The organism is Yersinia enterocolitica (assembly GCA_002082245.2).
In the GTDB taxonomy this organism is placed as follows: domain Bacteria; phylum Pseudomonadota; class Gammaproteobacteria; order Enterobacterales; family Enterobacteriaceae; genus Yersinia; species Yersinia enterocolitica_E.
In genome coordinates this window covers 1,802,957-1,820,759 of the sequence record NBTC02000002.1, presented here as the reverse complement: position 1 = coordinate 1,820,759, position 17,803 = coordinate 1,802,957, and the positions used below count along the sequence as shown (strand labels likewise).

Sequence of the window (17,803 nt, the reverse complement as noted above, 5' to 3'; positions counted from 1 at the left end):
TCATGAATTTACACGAATATCAGGCAAAACAACTGTTTGCTCGGTATGGCATGCCAGCGCCAACTGGCTACGCTTGTACTACACCGCGTGAAGCAGAAGAAGCCGCATCTAAAATCGGTGCTGGCCCGTGGGTGGTTAAATGTCAGGTGCATGCGGGTGGTCGCGGTAAAGCGGGCGGCGTGAAACTGGTTAACAGCAAAGAAGATATTCGTGCTTTCGCTGAACAGTGGTTGGGTAAAAACTTGGTGACCTACCAGACAGATGCCCACGGTCAGCCGGTTCACCAAATTCTGGTTGAAGCTGCGACTGATATCGATAAAGAGCTGTATCTGGGCGCGGTTATTGACCGTAGCTCCCGTCGCGTGGTGTTTATGGCATCCACTGAAGGCGGTGTTGAAATTGAGAAAGTTGCCGAAGAAACGCCTGAACTGATCCACAAAATCGCATTGGATCCGTTGACGGGGCCGCAGCCTTATCAGGGCCGCGAGTTAGCCTTTAAACTGGGCCTGACCGGTAAGCAAGTCACTCAGTTCACCAAGATCTTTATGGGCCTGGCAACATTGTTCTTGGAACGTGACTTGGCGATGGTTGAGATCAACCCGCTGGTGATTACCAAACAGGGCGATCTGATCTGTCTGGATGGCAAGCTGGGTGCTGATGGTAACGCCTTGTTCCGTCAACCAGAACTGCGTGAAATGCGTGATAAGTCGCAGGAAGATAAACGTGAAGCTGATGCGGCGCAGTGGGAACTGAACTACGTGGCGTTGGATGGCAACATTGGTTGCATGGTTAACGGTGCCGGTTTGGCAATGGGAACCATGGACATCGTGAAACTTCACGGTGGTGAACCGGCTAACTTCCTCGATGTTGGCGGTGGTGCAACCAAAGAGCGTGTGACTGAAGCATTCAAAATCATTCTGTCTGATGACAAAGTGAAAGCGGTTCTGGTTAACATTTTCGGCGGCATTGTGCGCTGTGACCTGATCGCTGACGGCATCATTGGTGCGGTTGAAGAAGTGGGCGTAAACGTGCCAGTGGTGGTTCGTCTGGAAGGAAATAACGCTGAACTGGGTGCCAAAAAATTGGCAGACAGCGGTTTGAATATCATTGCTGCGACCAGCCTGACAGATGCGGCTCAGCAAGTTGTAGCGGCAGTGGGGGCTAAATAATGTCTATTTTAATTGATAAAAACACCAAAGTTATTTGCCAGGGTTTTACCGGTAGCCAAGGGACTTTCCACTCCGAACAAGCTATTGCCTATGGTACAAAAATGGTTGGCGGCGTAACGCCAGGTAAAGGCGGCACCCAGCATCTGGGCCTACCAGTATTCAATACCGTACGTGAAGCAGTAGAAACTACCGGTGCTACGGCATCTGTTATCTACGTGCCAGCGCCGTTCTGTAAAGACTCCATTCTGGAAGCTATTGATGCCGGTATCAAACTGATCATCTGTATTACTGAAGGCATCCCAACACTGGATATGCTGGTAGTAAAAGTCAGATTAGAACAGTCTGATGCACGGATGATCGGTCCGAACTGCCCAGGTGTTATCACCCCAGGTGAATGTAAGATTGGCATCATGCCGGGCCACATTCATTTACCGGGCAAAGTGGGTATTGTTTCTCGTTCCGGTACTTTGACCTATGAAGCGGTAAAACAAACCACGGATATCGGTTTCGGTCAGTCCACTTGTGTTGGCATCGGTGGCGACCCGATCCCAGGTTCTAACTTCATTGATATTCTGAAGTTGTTCCAGGAAGACCCGCAGACTGAAGTTATTGTGATGATCGGTGAAATTGGTGGTAACGCTGAAGAAGAAGCCGCTGCTTATATTAAAGATCACGTGACCAAACCTGTTGTGGGTTACATCGCCGGTGTAACTGCACCAAAAGGTAAGCGTATGGGCCACGCAGGCGCCATCATTGCGGGTGGTAAAGGAACTGCGGATGATAAGTTCGCGGCGCTGGAAGCTGCCGGTGTGAAAACAGTCCGTAGTCTGGCTGAAATCGGCAATGCCGTTAAAGCCGTGTTACCGCAGTAAGCCATTAGATACGATGTTAGTTTGATAACTAACTCAAGATAGAGGCCACCTTGCGGTGGCCTTTTTTGTGGCTAATCAGAACGTATTCAGGGCGGTGATTAAGATAATATCTGTTTGCGCTTGTTGCTTAGCCTGCTCAGTGCTGGCACTGGTAGTTTGTTGCTGCAACGTAGCCAATGCAGCATCATAACTGGCTCTATCCTTAAACAACTTATCTTTGACGTTAATTGACGCAATATTGGTGTAGCGACCATCTGCTGTTGCTGGTACTGCAATTTTGCCACTATTAATCAACTGTTTGACAATCTTCTGCTGTTTGTCAAAACCTTCCAACCCGATTAAATGCCAGCGCTGCTGAACTTTACCCTCATACTTCCCGGCCTTAATATCAGTCAAATAGCGAATGGTCAGATTACGTATTGTGCCGTCTTCCTCACCGTATTGTGCTTTACTGTCTGATAACACTTGGAATTTCTGTCCTTCCAATGCGCCACCTTTTTGCGTCAAATGCCCCATCCGGTAACTGTTCATTCCCAGATGAATAGGAGTGCTATCGGTAACAGGCGTGCCGTCATTGAGGCGTAGGTCGGTGATGCGCGAACCTGCTGGTTTACGCAAATCGATGGTGTAGGTCACACCATCGAAGAAGTCATTGGTCGAATATTTTGAAGCGCGACGTTGTGGATTAAAACTGTAGGTGACATCACCCGCTTTAACCTGATTAAAGTAATCAGCCGACCACTCCATGTACTGTTTTAACGCTTTACCGGTCAGAGCATAAACGGTGATTTCACCGCCGGCATATTGATAGTTAAATGCAATGTCTTTAGCGGTGATATCACCGACATCCAGTTTAGGATGGTCGTTATCAATCTGTAAGGCAATAACCTGCGCCTGAGGAGCATAATAATGTGCCGCCTCCTGATACAACGCGCTGATACCGGTATCCTGAATATGAACCTGAGGAATACCTTTAATCTCATCGGCCGGTACCAGATTACTGCCGCTCAAGGTTGCAATCACCCGATTAGCATTGGCGCGCAAAATATCATGATAAGGCTGGTAAATCGCTTCCAGCTTTTTATCAGACTCGACTCCCTTGATCGGGTAGGTATAGCTGTCTTTATCCACCAGATGATATTTACCCTCACGCTGCTCAAATTTCAGATCAATGCGGGAGAGCGCGCGGCCATACTTATCTGGTTCAGTGATAATGACACCGTTAACCACTGCTTTATCAATCTTCACATGCATATGACCTGCGACAATGGCTGCCAGCTCTGGATTGGCCTTGGCGATATCGCCAACCCCGGTACCAGGGCGCTGATTCTCATTATCGACTCCCATATGGGCAACCAGCACGATGGCATCTACTTGTGGCTGGATTTGCTGAATAACCTTTTTCACTTCTTGTACTGGATCGGTGAAATGAATGCCATTGATACGGTCGGTGCCTTGTGCAAACTCCGCAGTCATTGGGGTATCCATGCCAATAATGCCGATTTTCACCCCCTGACGTTCGATGATTTTATAAGAGGGGAGGTAAGGTTTACCTGAATCCCAGAAGATATTCCCCGCCAGTGCCGTGCCATCAAATTGTTTTAGTGAAGTGGAAAGGGCTTTCAGGCCAAAATCAAATTCGTGGTTGCCCATCACCCAGGCATCATATTTTAAGGCATTGAAGCCGAGAATCATCGGGCTGATCGGCTCATTTTTAAAGGTTTCAACAAAGTTGCCCTGAAGGGTATCACCGGCATCGACCAGAATCACATTCGGCTGTTCAGCCCGTATTTTTTGCACTTTCGTGGCTATCTGGCTCAGGCTACCGGCTAAGTTTTCACTGTCACTGGCATAGTCCCACGGCACAAAAGTACCATGTAAATCAGAGGTGCCTAAAATAGTGATATCAACTTGTTGCGCGGCGATGGAAGTGGTACTGACACAGAGTAATGTGGTGAGCGCTATTTTTTTCATTGTAGAGGATTCAATATTTTATCAAGAAATAGCATTTCATCATGCAACAAAATGGCAACACTTGCGAACGCTTCCCTCAAGTTAGACTAATATATTTATATAAAACTCGGAATTGTGATTTAACTCTCTCTGAGTGTAATAAATTTAAACGTTAATCTGGATCGCATAATAACGCAGTAATAAAGCATTAGAGAAACCATAAAATTACATTTCATTAACAGATTGGGGTTATATAAAAACAATCAAACTTTTAATTAACATGAAAAAGAATTAATTGTTCTAAATCAAGTTTTGAATATAGCAATAATGTTCATATGAGCTTAAATTGTTCTAGATCAAACTACGGCGGGATGGGCAAATGGCCTGTTTGTTGACCTGTATCCAGAACTCAACGCTGGGTCACGTAAAATCCTATTTATTGTGTGGGATTAGAAGCGTACTATTACCGCGGTGTAATACTGGGTAGTTGATATTGTTATTTTTGTTGTGTTTTTTTGGGCATTCACTGCGGGGTAATTTCAGGGCTTCCAATTTAGTTAGCGGAGGCTCGGTTGCCGCAAGTCGGAGTCTTCCTGCGAGGAGCAAGGAGTCAAGATGTTTGATATTGTCGAACTGTCACGGTTACAGTTTGCCTTAACGGCAATGTACCATTTCTTATTTGTCCCACTAACGCTGGGTATGGCGTTTATGTTGGCAATTATGGAATCGGTTTATGTGCTGTCTGGTAAACAAATCTATAAAGATATGACCAAATTCTGGGGCAAGTTATTTGCTATTAACTTTGCTCTGGGGGTTGCTACTGGTTTGACTATGGAGTTCCAGTTCGGGACTAACTGGTCATATTTCTCACATTACGTCGGTGATATCTTCGGTGCCCCTCTGGCAATTGAAGGTTTGATGGCGTTCTTCCTGGAGTCTACTTTCGTCGGTCTGTTCTTCTTCGGATGGGATCGCCTGAGTAAACATCAGCATTTGGCTGTAACCTGGCTGGTTGCATTAGGCTCTAACTTCTCTGCGTTGTGGATCTTGGTTGCCAACGGTTGGATGCAAAACCCGATTGCATCTGATTTCAACTTTGAAACTATGCGTATGGAAATGCTGAGCTTCTCTGAACTGGTTCTCAACCCGGTTGCACAGGTGAAATTCGTTCACACTGTAGCGGCAGGGTATGTGACTGGCGCGATGTTTGTGCTGGGTATCAGTTCTTACTATCTGTTGAAAGGCCGTGATATTCCGTTTGCCAAGCGTTCCTTTGCCATTGCGGCGAGCTTTGGCTTGGCTGCCGTATTGTCGGTTATCGTGCTGGGTGATGAATCTGGTTACGAAATGGGCGATGTGCAGAAAACCAAATTGGCTGCAATTGAAGCTGAATGGGAAACCCAACCGCCTCCGGCAGCCTTTACGCTGTTTGCTATCCCGAATCAAGAAACCATGGAGAACCGATTTGCGGTTCAGATTCCATTTGCCTTGGGGATAATAGCGACCCGTTCATTGGATACACCGGTTATCGGCTTGCGTGATTTGATGTCTCAGCATGAAGTCCGTATCCGTAATGGTATTCATGCTTACAGTCTGCTAGAAAAATTACGTTCGGGTAACACTGACCCTGAGGTGCGTGAAGCCTTTAGTAAGGCGAAACAAGATCTGGGCTACGGTCTGTTACTGAAGCGTTATACCCAAAACGTTACCGATGCGACTGAAGAACAAATTCAGTTGGCGGCTAAAGACTCAATCCCACGTGTTCTGCCACTGTATTTCGCTTTCCGCATCATGGTTGCCTGTGGCTTCCTGATGTTGCTGATTATCGGTCTGTCCTTCTATAACGTAGTTCGTGGCCGGATTGGTGAGAAAAAATGGTTACTGCGCGCAGCATTGTTTGGTATTCCGTTGCCGTGGATTGCAGTAGAAGCAGGTTGGTTTGTGGCGGAATATGGTCGTCAGCCATGGGCTATCGGTGAAGTGCTGCCGACAGCAATTGCAAACTCGTCAGTCACCGCTGGGGATATTCTATTCTCCATGGGGTTGATCTGTGGTCTGTACACGCTGTTCCTGGTGGCAGAAATGTACCTGATGTTCAAATTCGCGCGCCTTGGGCCAAGTAGCCTGAAAACGGGCCGCTATCATTTTGAACAGCCGACTGCCCCAGTGCAGGAAGCACGGTAAACAGGAGTCCACTTATGTTTGATTATGAAGTATTACGATTTATCTGGTGGCTGCTGATCGGTGTGCTGCTGATTGGGTTCGCAGTAACCGATGGTTTCGATATGGGTGTCGGTATCCTGCTGCGTATCATCGGTAAGAATGATACAGAACGTCGTATTATGATTAACTCGATTGCCCCTCACTGGGATGGTAATCAGGTTTGGTTGATCACTGCGGGTGGGGCGCTGTTTGCTGCCTGGCCAATGGTGTATGCAGCCGCATTCTCCGGCTTCTATATTGCGATGATTCTGGTATTGGCTGCGTTATTCTTCCGTCCGGTCGGTTTTGATTACCGTTCTAAGGTGGAAGATAACCGTTGGCGCAATATGTGGGACTGGGGCATTTTTGCTGGTAGCTTCGTGCCAGCGGTAGTCTTCGGTGTGGCATTCGGTAACTTGCTGCAAGGGGTACCGTTCCACATGGATAGCTACATGCGCCTGTTCTACACCGGTAACTTCTTCCAGTTGCTGAATCCGTTTGGGTTACTGGCGGGTGTTGTCAGCTTGACCATGCTGGTAACGCAAGGTGCTACTTACCTGCAAATGCGTACCCGTGGTGAGTTGCATCTGCGCTCCCGTACTGCGGCTCAGATCTCTGCGTTGGTGATGAGTGTGGCCTTCCTGTTGGCCGGTATCTGGTTAGTTAAAGGTATTGATGGCTTCGTTATAACCTCAGCTTTGGATACGGCGGCTGAATCTAACCCGATGCGCAAAGAAGTTGCACATCAGGCGGGTGCATGGTTGATTAACTTCAATAAGTACCCAAGCCTGTGGGCGCTGCCTGCTCTTGGGGTTATTCTGCCACTGTTCACCATTTTGCTGTCGCGCTTTGAAAAAGGGGCTTGGGCCTTCCTGTTCTCATCACTGACTATTGCCTGTGTGATTCTGACTGCCGGGGTAACTATGTTCCCGTTCGTTATGCCATCAAGCACGGTACCAAATGTCAGTCTGACAATGTGGGATGCCACCTCTAGCCTGTTGACGCTGAAAGTGATGACCGTTGTTGCGATAATCTTTGTTCCTATCATCCTGCTGTACACCAGTTGGTGTTACTACAAGATGTTCGGGCGCATTGATAAAGACTTTATCGAAAACAATAAGCACTCACTGTACTAAGGAGCATAAAGCATGTGGTATTTTGCCTGGATTCTAGGGACACTTCTGGCCTGCTCCTTTGGTATCATTACTGCTCTGGCGCTGGAGCAGAGTGAAGCCAATGCAGCAGCGAAAGCCGCTAATAATGGCAATGATGATGTTGTCTGATAAGTTATACGATTTACTGGATAAGGGCCCGTTCAGGGCCCTTTCACTGGTGCTCGCGTTTGCTGTGGCATTCTGTGTGTTTTGGGACCCTTCGCGTTTTGCGGCGGCAACCAGTTCACTTGAGGTCTGGCAAGAGGTGTTTATCGTGTGGGCGGTTTGTACCGGTGTGATTCATGGGGTAGGTTTTCGCCCTAAGCGGATATGGTTGCGTGCTTTTTTCTCACCACTTCCCGCAATTGTGATCTTGTGCGCGGGATTATTCTACTTTTTTGTCTAATCTGTACACGTTTCGTCTAATCTGAACACAATCTATCCTTATGGGCCATTCGGCCCATAATTATTTTCGTTCTATTCCCTCAAGTGATTCCAAAGCTTAGCGCTCTTCAGTATAGTGTGTCCGTTAACTGCATTACTGGGAAGTAGAGTGAGTAATACGTTGTTTCGATGGCCGGTACGTGTCTATTTTGAAGACACCGATGCTGGCGGCGTGGTATACCACGCACGCTACGTTGCCTTTTATGAAAGGGCGCGCACTGAAATGTTGCGCCAACGCAATTTTCACCAGCAGCAATTGCTCAGTGAGCATGTCGCTTTCGCTGTCCGCCGCATGACGGTAGAATACCTGGCACCGGCACGTCTTGATGATATGCTGGAAGTACAGAGTGAAATTACCGCAATGCGTGGGGCTTCTCTCACGTTTGCTCAACGAATTCTCGACACACATGGCAATCTTCTGAGTAGTGCAGAAGTATTGATCGCATGTATCGATCCACACCAAATGAAGCCAAGAGCGCTTCCTAAGTCTATTGTCGCGGAGTTTAAGTAGTGGCTGACATGAACATTCTGGATTTATTCCTGCAGGCAAGCCTATTCGTTAAGCTTATCATGCTGGTATTAATGGGCTTTTCTATTGCTTCATGGGCGATCATCATTCAACGAACGCGTATTCTGAATGCTGCCACCCGCGATGCAGAAGCCTTTGAAGATAAGTTTTGGTCCGGTATTGAGCTGTCTCGCTTGTATCAGGAAAGCCAGGCTCGTCGCGAGACTCTCGGGGGCTCCGAGCAGATCTTCCATTCTGGATTTAAAGAGTTTGCCCGTTTACATCGCGCAAACAGCCATGCACCAGAGGCGGTGATTGACGGTGCCTCCCGTGCGATGCGCATCTCAATGAACCGTGAATTAGAAGCTCTGGAAACTCATATTCCATTCCTCGGTACTGTTGGTTCCATCAGCCCGTATATTGGCCTGTTTGGTACAGTATGGGGGATTATGCATGCCTTTATTTCTCTGGGTGCAGTAAAGCAGGCGACGTTACAAATGGTCGCACCAGGTATTGCCGAAGCACTGATTGCTACCGCGATCGGTCTGTTCGCTGCGATCCCTGCTGTTATGGCCTATAACCGCCTGAACCAGCGCGTGAATAAACTTGAACAAAACTATGACAACTTCATGGAAGAGTTCATTGCTATTCTGCATCGTCAGGCTTTTGCCAGCGCCGAGAGCAAATAAGTAGGGGGTTGTATGGCGCGAGTACGTGGTCGTAAACGTCGCGAGCTTAAGTCTGAAATTAACATTGTTCCCTTACTGGACGTGTTGCTGGTGCTATTGCTGATCTTTATGGCGACCGCGCCGATCATTACGCAAAGCGTTGAGGTGGACTTGCCCGACGCGACGGACTCAAAAACCGTCTCAAGTGATGATAATCCACCAGTGATTGTGGAAGTGTCAGGGGTGGGGCAATACTCGTTGGTGGTAGATCACCAGCGGATGGAGCAACTGCCTTCAGAACAAGTTGTGGCAGAGGCTCAGGCCAGATTGAAATCGAATCCGAAAACTGTGTTCCTGATAGGTGGTGCTAAAGAGGTGCCTTATGATGAAATTATCAAGGCTCTGAATATGCTGCATCAGGCGGGTGTGACGTCGGTGGGCTTAATGACTCAACCGATATAAATTTGCGTTGATATTGGTTGGATTGAGAGTCACTCCAGCCAGTAGATACCTTGTTTTTAGCAGTTCCGTTTTTTAGCAATAGATGCGGACATCGAGTGTGGAAATCGAGCGTGGGTAAGGCAACCGAGCAAAATGATAAGCTGAATCGCGCCGTTATCGTGTCGGTGGTTCTGCACATCATATTGATTGCCCTGTTGATTTGGGGCTCTCTGACGCAGAAGACTGAAATGGGCGGCGGCGGTGCTGGCGGCGAAGTTATTGACGCCGTCATGGTCGATCCGGGCGCAGTAACAGAACAGTATAACCGTCAGCAGCAACAGCAGACTGACGCTAAACGCGCAGAACAACAGCGCCAGAAAAAAGCCGATCAGCAAGCAGAAGAATTGCAGCAAAAGCAGGCTGCTGAGCAACAACGGCTGAAAGAATTGGAAAAAGAGCGTCTGCAAGCGCAAGAAGATGCCAAGCAGGCGGCTGAAGAACAGAAAAAACAAGCCGCTGAGCAGCAAAAAGAGGCCGCTGAGCAACAGAAAGTTGCTGCTGCCGCTGCTGCAAAAGCGAAAGAAGAGCAGAAACAGGCAGAGGCCGCAGCCGCACAAGCAAAAGCAGAAGCTGATAAAATCGTGAAAGCACAAGCTGACGCGCAGAAAAAAGCAGAAGCCGAAGCCAAAAAAGAGGCGGCTGTAGCAGCAGCAGCGAAGAAACAAGCTGATGCTGAGGCGAAGAAAGCGGCTGATGCTGCCGAGAAAGCAGCAACTGCCGCCGCTGAGAAGAAAGCTGCGGCTGATGCTGAGAAAAAAGCGGCCGCAGAGGCTAAAAAAACCGCTGCTGCTGATGCCAAGAAAAAAGCGGCTGCAGAAGCGGCGGCAACAACCGATGTTGATGATTTATTTGGTGGTTTAGCTAACTCCAAAAATGCACCGAAAAGTGGGGCCGGCGCGGGCGCTGCTGCTGCGGGTAAAGGTGGTGGCAAGAAGAGCGGGGCATCAGCGGGTGATGTTAGTGGCTATTTGGGCCAGATAACCGCTGCGATCCAGAGTAAATTTTATGATGCAGATCTTTACAAAGGCCGTACCTGTGATCTGCGAATTAAATTAGCACCAGATGGTCTATTAATTGATGTTAAAGCAGAAGGGGGTGACCCGGCACTGTGCCAGGCTGCTATCGCTGCTGCAAAACAAGCGAAGATTCCTAAGCCTCCAAGCTCGGACGTTTATGAAGTGTTTAAGAATGCTCCGCTTGTATTTAAACCTCAATAAAGGTTGATTAACAGGGGTATAACTTTGTTGATCAACCGTGGATTATGTAGTTTTGTTTGCGTTGGTTTGTTAAAATTCTGCTAATTATCGCGGGCATCCCGCTCGGATAAGGGAGATAAGATGAAGCAGGCATTTCGAGTTGCGCTAGGCTTTTTAGTTTTGTGGGCTTCTGTGTTACATGCAGAAGTTCGAATTGAGATTACCCAAGGGGTAGACTCTGCTCGTCCAATTGGTGTTGTTCCGTTTAAATGGATGGGGCCGGGTACACCACCTGAAGAGATCGGTGCTATTGTTGGCGCAGATTTACGTAACAGCGGCAAATTTAACCCAATTGATGCGGCTCGCATGCCACAACAGCCTTCAACTGCGGCAGAAGTAACGCCAGCAGCCTGGACTGCGTTGGGTATTGATGCTGTTGTTGTTGGTCAGGTTCAACCGAGTGCTGATGGTAGCTATGTGGTTTCTTACCAGTTAGTCGATACTTCTGGTGCAGCCGGTAGCGTTTTAGCGCAAAATCAGTATAAAGTAACTAAACAATGGTTACGTTATTCAGCGCATACTGCCAGTGATGAAGTATTTGAGAAGCTGACTGGGATTAAAGGTGCTTTCCGTACCCGTATTGCTTATGTTGTGCAAACCAACGGAGGCAAATTCCCACACGAATTGCGGGTTTCTGATTACGACGGCTACAACCAGTTTGTCGTTCACCGTTCGCCAGAACCTTTGATGTCACCAGCCTGGTCTTCAGATGGTAGCAAAATTGCTTATGTCACTTTCGAGAGTGGTAAGTCAGCACTGGTTATTCAGACGCTGGCTAATGGTGCAATCAGACAAGTGGCTTCATTCCCTCGTCATAACGGTGCGCCTTCTTTCTCACCGGACGGGACTAAACTGGCTTTCGCGTTATCTAAAAGCGGTAGTTTGAACTTGTATGTTATGGACTTAGGGTCTGGTCAAATCAGCCAGGTTACTGATGGTCGTAGCAATAACACTGAACCAAGCTGGTTCCCGGATAGCCAGAATCTGGCCTATACCTCGGATCAGGGCGGTCGTCCACAAGTGTATAAAGTGAATATTAATGGTGGTGCACCACAGCGAATCACGTGGGAAGGTTCTCAGAACCAGAACGCAGATGTGAGTCCTGATGGTAAGTTCCTGGCATTGGTTAGTTCTAATGGTGGGGCACAACACATCGCCAAACAGGATCTAGAAACGGGAGCCGTTCAAGTATTAACGGACACGTTCCTGGATGAAACGCCTAGTATCGCGCCTAACGGCACCATGGTTATCTATAGCTCGACACAAGGGCTGGGAGCTGTGTTACAGCTGGTCTCGACTGATGGGCGTTTCAAAGCGCGTCTTCCGGCAACTGATGGACAGGTCAAATTTCCTGCCTGGTCGCCGTATCTGTGATGCATGTGTAAATACGTATGTATGGCAAACTATAAAAGGATCAAAGAGATGCAACTGAACAAAGTGCTAAAAGGGCTAATGTTGGCTTTGCCAGTTCTGGCAATCGCTGCGTGTAGTTCTAACAAAAGCGCAAATAATGACCAATCTGGCATGGGCGCTGGCACTGGTACAGAAAATGGCAGCAACTTGTCTTCAGAAGAGCAAGCTCGTCTTCAGATGCAAGAACTGCAAAAGAACAATATCGTTTACTTCGGTTTCGATAAATACGATATCGGTTCTGACTTCGCTCAAATGCTGGATGCACATGCTGCATTCCTGCGTAGCAACCCATCTTACAAAGTTGTTGTTGAAGGCCACGCGGATGAACGCGGTACGCCAGAATACAACATCGCGTTGGGCGAGCGTCGTGCAAATGCTGTGAAAATGTATCTGCAAGGTAAAGGCGTTTCGGCTGACCAGATCTCTATCGTTTCTTACGGTAAAGAGAAACCAGCAGTACTGGGCCATGACGAAGCAGCGTTTGCTAAAAACCGTCGTGCAGTTCTGGTTTACTAAGAGAATCGCATGAACAGTAACTTCAGACGTCACTTAGTGGGTCTGTCGTTACTGGTTGGCGTAGCGGTCCCATGGGCCGCTACTGCCCAAGCGCCAATCAGTAATGTCGGCTCCGGCTCGGTAGAAGATCGGGTCACTCAACTTGAGCGTATTTCCAACGCTCACAGCCAACTATTAACTCAACTTCAGCAACAGCTATCCGATTCGCAACGCGATGTAGATAGTTTACGCGGTCAGATCCAAGAAAATCAGTACCAGCTCAATCAAATTGTTGAGCGGCAAAAACAGATCTACCAGCAGATGGAGAGTCTGAGCGGTGGTCAGGGGGCGCAGGGTTCAGCTTCTGCGGCTACTGGTGCTGCGACAGATAATTCTGCGGCTGGAAGTTCCGCTACTGCTGCCGCAGGCGCAGCGGCTGCTACAGCGGCACCTGCAGCAAGTACTGGTGATGAAAACAGCGATTATAATGCAGCCGTTTCTTTGGCTCTTGAGAAAAAGCAATTCGATCAAGCGATCACTGCTTTCCAAGGTTTTGTGAAACAGTATCCAAAGTCGACTTACCAGCCTAATGCCAACTATTGGTTAGGGCAGTTGTATTACAACAAAGGTAAGAAAGACGACGCTGCATATTATTATGCTGTTGTAGTAAAAAATTATCCAAAGTCTCCAAAAAGTTCAGAAGCGATGTTTAAAGTTGGGGTGATCATGCAGGATAAAGGCCAAAGCGATAAAGCGAAGGCGGTTTATCAACAAGTGATCAAGCAATATCCTAATACTGATGCTGCTAAACAGGCACAGAAACGTTTATCTGCTCTTTAGCCATTTTCGAGTCCAGGAATTGGTCATATTGACTAATTTCTGGACTTTGGCGAGCGAAGAACAAGCAGTTAAACGCTTCAACAGAAATTTAAGTTGCACTGTGAAGAGAAATTAGTAATATATGCCGCCGTTGCCAAGACAACTTGTAAAACGTTAAAGCAGCAGGAAATTATAGTAAGCAATGCACATAATGGGTCGTTAGCTCAGTTGGTAGAGCAGTTGACTTTTAATCAATTGGTCGCAGGTTCGAATCCCGCACGACCCACCATTATGCAGAGTTATTAGGGTATCAAATCGTAGGGATGAGAGCCGTAAAGGTTCGAGCCGAGCGAAGCGAGACAGCAACGCGTAGCGTTGACCCGAAGGGCGAGTCCGCAGGACGAGTAATCCCGCACGACCACCACTATGTTAAGCAGTACCGCATTACAGCGGGTCGTTAGCTCAGTTGGTAGAGCAGTTGACTTTTAATCAATTGGTCGCAGGTTCGAATCCCGCACGACCCACCATTCTCCCCGCACGCCGGTTTGAATGTAAGAAGTTGAAATCAGCGCAAAGATTTTTCTTCCTGTTTTGTACTAAAAAGTACCCGAAGTGCGAGTAATCCCGCACGACAGGCACTAAATTGTCATTAGTAGCATACATAATGGGTCGTTAGCTCAGTTGGTAGAGCAGTTGACTTTTAATCAATTGGTTAAAGGTTCGAGCGAAGCGAGACAGCAACGCTTTAGCGTTGACCCGAAGGGCGAGTCCGCAGGACGAGTAATCCCGCACGACAGGCACTGAATTGTCATTAGTAGTACACATAATGGGTCGTTAGCTCAGTTGGTAGAGCAGTTGACTTTTAATCAATTGGTCGCAGGTTCGAATCCCGCACGACCCACCATTATGTCAAGTAATCCCGCACGACAGGCACTGAATTGTCATTAGTAGTACACATAATGGGTCGTTAGCTCAGTTGGTAGAGCAGTTGACTTTTAATCAATTGGTCGCAGGTTCGAATCCCGCACGACCCACCATTATGCAGAGTTATTAGGGTATCAAATCGTAGGGATGAGAGCCGTAAAGGTTCGAGCCGAGCGAAGCGAGACAGCAACGCGTAGCGTTGACCCGAAGGGCGAGTCCGCAGGACGAGTAATCCCGCACGACCCACCATTATGTCAAGTAATCCCGCACAACCTACCATTATACCCCCCAGTGATACCTTTTCCCTGCAATGTTACATATACTGCTAATCTCAGTGTCCCAAAGTTCCCCCTATAATTCTCTGACATTCCATCTGTATCTCACTTTTCCATCTCATTTTTAACTCCATTAAACATTTTCACCATTATCAGACAATTTTGGGCGACTTTTAGCTGGATATTGGGTATTTTGTTTAGGATAAAAAACAAATGAAGTCTTACTGGCAGCCAGCAACGTTTGCTGACTCTGGAATAACTGGCAACAGAGATGTGAGCGATGAGTGAAACTTTTGATGTAAATGCGGCTATTTATCCATTTCCTCCACGGCCTGTCCTTTTGGATGAAGAGGAAAAAGCCTTTTACCGTGAGAAGATCAAAACACTGCTGAAGCAGCGCGATGCAGTGTTAGTCGCTCACTATTATACTGATCCCGAAATCCAAGCTTTAGCCGAAGAAACCGGCGGTTGCGTCGCCGATTCCCTTGAAATGGCACGATTTGGTAATAACCATCCGGCATCGACATTACTGGTCGCCGGCGTGCGTTTCATGGGAGAGACGGCCAAAATCTTGAACCCTGAGAAGCAAGTGTTGATGCCAACCCTGAATGCAGAGTGTTCACTGGATTTAGGCTGCCCGGCGGATGAATTTGCCGCATTTTGTGATAGTCATCCAGACCGCACCGTAGTGGTGTATGCCAATACCTCTGCGGCGGTTAAGGCCCGAGCTGATTGGGTAGTGACCTCCAGTATTGCGGTTGAGCTTATTGAGCATCTCGATAGCTTGGGTGAGAAAATTATCTGGGCGCCGGATCGCCACTTGGGCAATTATGTGCAGAAGAAGAGCGGGGCCGATGTATTGTGCTGGCAGGGGGCCTGTATCGTCCATGACGAGTTTAAAACTCAGGCACTGGCTCGCATGAAAGTACTGCATCCTGATGCTGCGGTGTTAGTTCACCCGGAATCACCCCAGGCCGTGGTTGATATGGCTGATGCTGTCGGCTCGACTAGCCAACTGATTCAGGCTGCAAAAACGTTGCCACAGCAAAAACTTATTGTGGCGACTGACCGTGGCATTTTTTACAAAATGCAGCAGGCGTGCCCAGATAAAGAATTATTCGAAGCCCCGACGGCGGGTGAAGGTGCGACGTGCAGAACATGCGCTCACTGTCCGTGGATGGCAATGAATGGTCTCAGAGCGATTGCTGAGGGGCTGGAGCAGGGAGGTGTAATGCATGAGATACATGTCGATGAAGAATTGCGTCAGCAGGCGCTGATACCGCTGAATCGGATGTTGGATTTTGCCAACCAGTTGAAGTTACAGGTCAAAGGCAATGCCTAAGTCGTAAATGACACCGATTGACCTCAATACTTATTATTTCTCCCCAATAAAAGGATTGCCAGATGGATTTCCTCAGTACAAGCAATATATTGGTGCATATTCCGCTGGGTGCGGGGGGGTATGACCTTTCATGGATAGAGGCGATTGGTACCCTGTTTGGATTACTCTGTATTTGGTTTGCCAGCAAAGAGAAGATAATTAACTATTTGTTTGGCCTGATTAACGTGACGTTATTTGCGGTAATCTTTTTCCAGATTCAGCTCTATGCCAGCCTGCTATTACAGTTGTTCTTCTTCGTCGCTAATATCTATGGCTGGTATGCCTGGAGTAAGCAAACGTCTGATAATCAAGCTGAATTGAAAATTCGCTGGTTATCATTGCCGAAAGCATTGATTTGGGGCGCAGTGTGCGTGGCTGGTATCGCTTTAATGACCTTGCATATTGATACTGTTTTTGCCGGGTTGACCCGTGCCGCAGTGGTGGTGATGCAGCGTTTGGGCGCTAATGTGCAAATGCCTGAACTGCAACCTGATGCATTCCCATTCTGGGATTCCACCATGATGGTGTTATCAATTGTGGCGATGATCCTGATGACACGCAAATATGTTGAGAACTGGCTGATTTGGGTGGTGATTGATGTCATCAGTGTAGCGATTTTCGCCTATCAGGGGGTTTATGCGATGGCTCTGGAATACGTGATACTGACACTGATTGCCCTGAATGGCTCTTGGTTGTGGATGAAGAGCGCGGCAAGAAATCATTCACGTCCGTTATCAACTCAGAGTCACTAGCGGCTAAGTCAGGCCACTGTTTTATCGGGCTTATCTCCGTTGAAACAGTGGCCTGTTTGCCCTCAGTGAGGGTGGTAATGGTGCGCGTCGTTACTGGCGGTCTGATTAATGCCACAATCGGGTGCGGCACAATGCTGATATTCCATTTGAATGGTGGCATGCCCAATATTGTAGTGATGCAGTAAATGGTGCTGGATACGATGCAATAATTCATCGTTATCCCTCGGAGGGATCACTTGCACATGCAGCGTCATTAGCCGTTTTTCGCCAACTTGCCATAAGTGAACATGATGAACGTCCCTCACTTCATATATGCTGGCACATAAGTCTTTGCGCAATTTGGTGATATCAATCTCTTGCGGCGCGCCCTCTAACAGTTCGTGAAAACTCTCTTTCAGCAGCCGCCAGGCGCTGCGGAGCACCAACACTGAGACCAATACCGACAATATCGGATCAATAGGTGTCCAGCCGGTAGTCAGAATGACCACTGCAGCCACTATCGCCCCAACGGAACCTAATAGATCTCCCAGCACATGTAAGGCTGCGGCGCGCACATTGATATTCTTTTCTTCCTCGCCACGATGCAGTATCCAGAAGCAGAAAATATTCGCACATAATCCGGCGATGGCGATGAATAACATCGGCATCCCCATCACTTCATGGGGAGAAAAGAAACGCCGTACCGCTTCCCAGACTATCAATACCACAATCAACAATAATGCCGCCGCGTTGACGAACGCCGCCAGTGTGGTCAGGCGCAAATAACCAAAGGTATGGCGAGAGTCAGGTTTTCGCTGCGAGAAATGAACTGCCATCAATGCGATGAATAATGCGGCCGAGTCTGTCAGCATATGTCCGGCATCCGCCAATAATGCCAGCGAACCCGATAGCCAGCCACCAATGGCTTCCACCACCATAAACAGAGTGGTAACCACAAAAGCTATCAGTAGGCGTTTGCTGTTGCTGTCTTGGGGGAAAAATGAAGATACAGCCATAGTTATCCTTGGACCATAAGAT

At 48.0% G+C, this 17,803-nt stretch carries 17 protein-coding genes, 4 tRNA genes and 3 other RNA genes; 22 read left to right on the top strand and 2 right to left on the bottom strand.

Annotated features, from left to right (window positions below; genetic code table 11):
- Nucleotides 1-2: 2 nt before the first annotated feature.
- Nucleotides 3-1,169, top strand: coding sequence for an ADP-forming succinate--CoA ligase subunit beta (locus A6J66_009795; protein ID PNM24454.1), 1,167 nt, complete (start codon nucleotides 3-5; stop codon nucleotides 1,167-1,169).
- A complete protein-coding gene (locus A6J66_009790) occupies nucleotides 1,169-2,041 on the top strand; it encodes a succinate--CoA ligase subunit alpha (GenBank protein PNM24453.1) in 873 nt (290 codons plus the stop codon). The genes A6J66_009795 and A6J66_009790 overlap by 1 nt, the downstream gene beginning before the upstream one ends.
- A gap of 75 nt (nucleotides 2,042-2,116) precedes the next feature.
- On the opposite strand, the gene A6J66_009785 is transcribed toward A6J66_009790, so the two are convergent.
- A complete protein-coding gene (locus A6J66_009785) occupies nucleotides 2,117-4,015 on the bottom strand; it encodes a bifunctional metallophosphatase/5'-nucleotidase (GenBank protein PNM24452.1) in 1,899 nt (632 codons plus the stop codon).
- 594 nt (nucleotides 4,016-4,609) lie between these two features.
- On the opposite strand from A6J66_009785, the gene A6J66_009780 reads away from it, so the two are divergent.
- The 20 genes from A6J66_009780 (at nucleotide 4,610) to A6J66_009685 (ending at nucleotide 16,786) form a co-directional block, all read left to right on the top strand.
- Nucleotides 4,610-6,178, top strand: a complete 1,569-nt coding sequence (locus A6J66_009780; protein PNM24451.1) for a cytochrome bd-I ubiquinol oxidase subunit I — start codon at nucleotides 4,610-4,612, stop codon at nucleotides 6,176-6,178.
- 14 nt (nucleotides 6,179-6,192) lie between these two features.
- Nucleotides 6,193-7,332: a cytochrome d ubiquinol oxidase subunit II gene (gene cydB / locus A6J66_009775; protein ID PNM24450.1), complete on the top strand. Its 1,140-nt coding sequence runs from the start codon at nucleotides 6,193-6,195 to the stop codon at nucleotides 7,330-7,332.
- Between the two features lie 12 nt (nucleotides 7,333-7,344).
- Nucleotides 7,345-7,479 (top strand): cytochrome bd-I oxidase subunit CydX, encoded by a 135-nt coding sequence (locus A6J66_009770; GenBank protein ID PNM24449.1) that lies wholly within the window; start codon nucleotides 7,345-7,347, stop codon nucleotides 7,477-7,479.
- Entirely contained in the window at nucleotides 7,424-7,756 is a 333-nt protein-coding gene (locus A6J66_009765; protein PNM24448.1) for a cyd operon protein YbgE, read from the top strand. The genes A6J66_009770 and A6J66_009765 overlap by 56 nt, the downstream gene beginning before the upstream one ends.
- 147 nt (nucleotides 7,757-7,903) lie before the next feature.
- Entirely contained in the window at nucleotides 7,904-8,305 is a 402-nt protein-coding gene (ybgC, locus tag A6J66_009760) for a tol-pal system-associated acyl-CoA thioesterase (GenBank protein ID PNM24447.1), read from the top strand.
- Complete coding sequence (tolQ, locus tag A6J66_009755) at nucleotides 8,305-8,991, top strand: Tol-Pal system subunit TolQ (GenBank protein ID PNM24446.1); 687 nt, start codon at nucleotides 8,305-8,307, stop codon at nucleotides 8,989-8,991. Before ybgC ends, tolQ begins: the two co-directional genes overlap by 1 nt.
- 12 nt (nucleotides 8,992-9,003) lie before the next feature.
- Nucleotides 9,004-9,432 (top strand): protein TolR, encoded by a 429-nt coding sequence (tolR, locus tag A6J66_009750; protein ID PNM24445.1) that lies wholly within the window; start codon nucleotides 9,004-9,006, stop codon nucleotides 9,430-9,432.
- Nucleotides 9,433-9,527: 95 nt separating this feature from the next.
- Nucleotides 9,528-10,688 carry a cell envelope integrity protein TolA gene (locus A6J66_009745; protein ID PNM24444.1) on the top strand — a complete coding sequence of 387 codons (1,161 nt, stop codon included), beginning with the start codon at nucleotides 9,528-9,530 and terminating at the stop codon, nucleotides 10,686-10,688.
- A 120-nt stretch (nucleotides 10,689-10,808) separates the two neighbouring features.
- On the top strand, nucleotides 10,809-12,101 hold the full coding sequence (gene tolB, locus A6J66_009740; GenBank protein ID PNM24443.1) for a Tol-Pal system protein TolB: 1,293 nt from the start codon (nucleotides 10,809-10,811) through the stop codon (nucleotides 12,099-12,101).
- 48 nt (nucleotides 12,102-12,149) lie between these two features.
- Nucleotides 12,150-12,656 carry a peptidoglycan-associated lipoprotein Pal gene (gene pal / locus A6J66_009735; protein ID PNM24442.1) on the top strand — a complete coding sequence of 169 codons (507 nt, stop codon included), beginning with the start codon at nucleotides 12,150-12,152 and terminating at the stop codon, nucleotides 12,654-12,656.
- Between the two features lie 9 nt (nucleotides 12,657-12,665).
- Nucleotides 12,666-13,475: a cell division protein CpoB gene (locus tag A6J66_009730; protein ID PNM24441.1), complete on the top strand. Its 810-nt coding sequence runs from the start codon at nucleotides 12,666-12,668 to the stop codon at nucleotides 13,473-13,475.
- Nucleotides 13,476-13,667: 192 nt separating this feature from the next.
- A tRNA-Lys gene (locus A6J66_009725) sits at nucleotides 13,668-13,743 on the top strand.
- Nucleotides 13,744-13,755: 12 nt separating this feature from the next.
- Nucleotides 13,756-13,881, top strand: a non-coding RNA gene (locus tag A6J66_009720) — RtT sRNA.
- Nucleotides 13,882-13,905: 24 nt separating this feature from the next.
- Nucleotides 13,906-13,981: transfer RNA gene (locus A6J66_009715), tRNA-Lys, on the top strand.
- 146 nt (nucleotides 13,982-14,127) lie between these two features.
- Nucleotides 14,128-14,255, top strand: a non-coding RNA gene (locus A6J66_009710) — RtT sRNA.
- Nucleotides 14,256-14,282: 27 nt separating this feature from the next.
- Nucleotides 14,283-14,358: transfer RNA gene (locus A6J66_009705), tRNA-Lys, on the top strand.
- A 57-nt stretch (nucleotides 14,359-14,415) separates the two neighbouring features.
- Nucleotides 14,416-14,491 (top strand) — tRNA-Lys (locus A6J66_009700).
- 14 nt (nucleotides 14,492-14,505) lie between these two features.
- Nucleotides 14,506-14,627, top strand: a non-coding RNA gene (locus A6J66_009695) — RtT sRNA.
- A gap of 306 nt (nucleotides 14,628-14,933) precedes the next feature.
- Nucleotides 14,934-15,995 (top strand): quinolinate synthase NadA, encoded by a 1,062-nt coding sequence (locus A6J66_009690; protein ID PNM24440.1) that lies wholly within the window; start codon nucleotides 14,934-14,936, stop codon nucleotides 15,993-15,995.
- 62 nt (nucleotides 15,996-16,057) lie between these two features.
- Nucleotides 16,058-16,786, top strand: coding sequence for a nicotinamide riboside transporter PnuC (locus tag A6J66_009685; GenBank protein ID PNM24439.1), 729 nt, complete (start codon nucleotides 16,058-16,060; stop codon nucleotides 16,784-16,786).
- Between the two features lie 62 nt (nucleotides 16,787-16,848).
- On the opposite strand, the gene A6J66_009680 is transcribed toward A6J66_009685, so the two are convergent.
- A complete protein-coding gene (locus tag A6J66_009680) occupies nucleotides 16,849-17,781 on the bottom strand; it encodes a zinc transporter ZitB (GenBank protein ID PNM24438.1) in 933 nt (310 codons plus the stop codon).
- Nucleotides 17,782-17,803: the final 22 nt, after the last annotated feature.

Excerpts from the sequence above, each read along its gene's own strand:
- A6J66_009785 (PNM24452.1), bottom strand. The coding sequence starts at position 4,015 with ATGAAAAAAATAGCGCTCACCACATTACTCTGTGTCAGTACCACTTCC.
- A6J66_009780 (PNM24451.1), top strand. The coding sequence starts at position 4,610 with ATGTTTGATATTGTCGAACTGTCACGGTTACAGTTTGCCTTAACGGCA.
- pal (PNM24442.1), top strand. The coding sequence starts at position 12,150 with ATGCAACTGAACAAAGTGCTAAAAGGGCTAATGTTGGCTTTGCCAGTT.
- tolB (PNM24443.1), top strand. The coding sequence starts at position 10,809 with ATGAAGCAGGCATTTCGAGTTGCGCTAGGCTTTTTAGTTTTGTGGGCT.
- A6J66_009795 (PNM24454.1), top strand. The coding sequence starts at position 3 with ATGAATTTACACGAATATCAGGCAAAACAACTGTTTGCTCGGTATGGC.
- A6J66_009790 (PNM24453.1), top strand. The coding sequence starts at position 1,169 with ATGTCTATTTTAATTGATAAAAACACCAAAGTTATTTGCCAGGGTTTT.
- A6J66_009690 (PNM24440.1), top strand. The coding sequence starts at position 14,934 with ATGAGTGAAACTTTTGATGTAAATGCGGCTATTTATCCATTTCCTCCA.
- A6J66_009770 (PNM24449.1), top strand. The coding sequence starts at position 7,345 with ATGTGGTATTTTGCCTGGATTCTAGGGACACTTCTGGCCTGCTCCTTT.
- A6J66_009680 (PNM24438.1), bottom strand. The coding sequence starts at position 17,781 with ATGGCTGTATCTTCATTTTTCCCCCAAGACAGCAACAGCAAACGCCTA.
- A6J66_009685 (PNM24439.1), top strand. The coding sequence starts at position 16,058 with ATGGATTTCCTCAGTACAAGCAATATATTGGTGCATATTCCGCTGGGT.
- cydB (PNM24450.1), top strand. The coding sequence starts at position 6,193 with ATGTTTGATTATGAAGTATTACGATTTATCTGGTGGCTGCTGATCGGT.
- A6J66_009730 (PNM24441.1), top strand. The coding sequence starts at position 12,666 with ATGAACAGTAACTTCAGACGTCACTTAGTGGGTCTGTCGTTACTGGTT.
- tolR (PNM24445.1), top strand. The coding sequence starts at position 9,004 with ATGGCGCGAGTACGTGGTCGTAAACGTCGCGAGCTTAAGTCTGAAATT.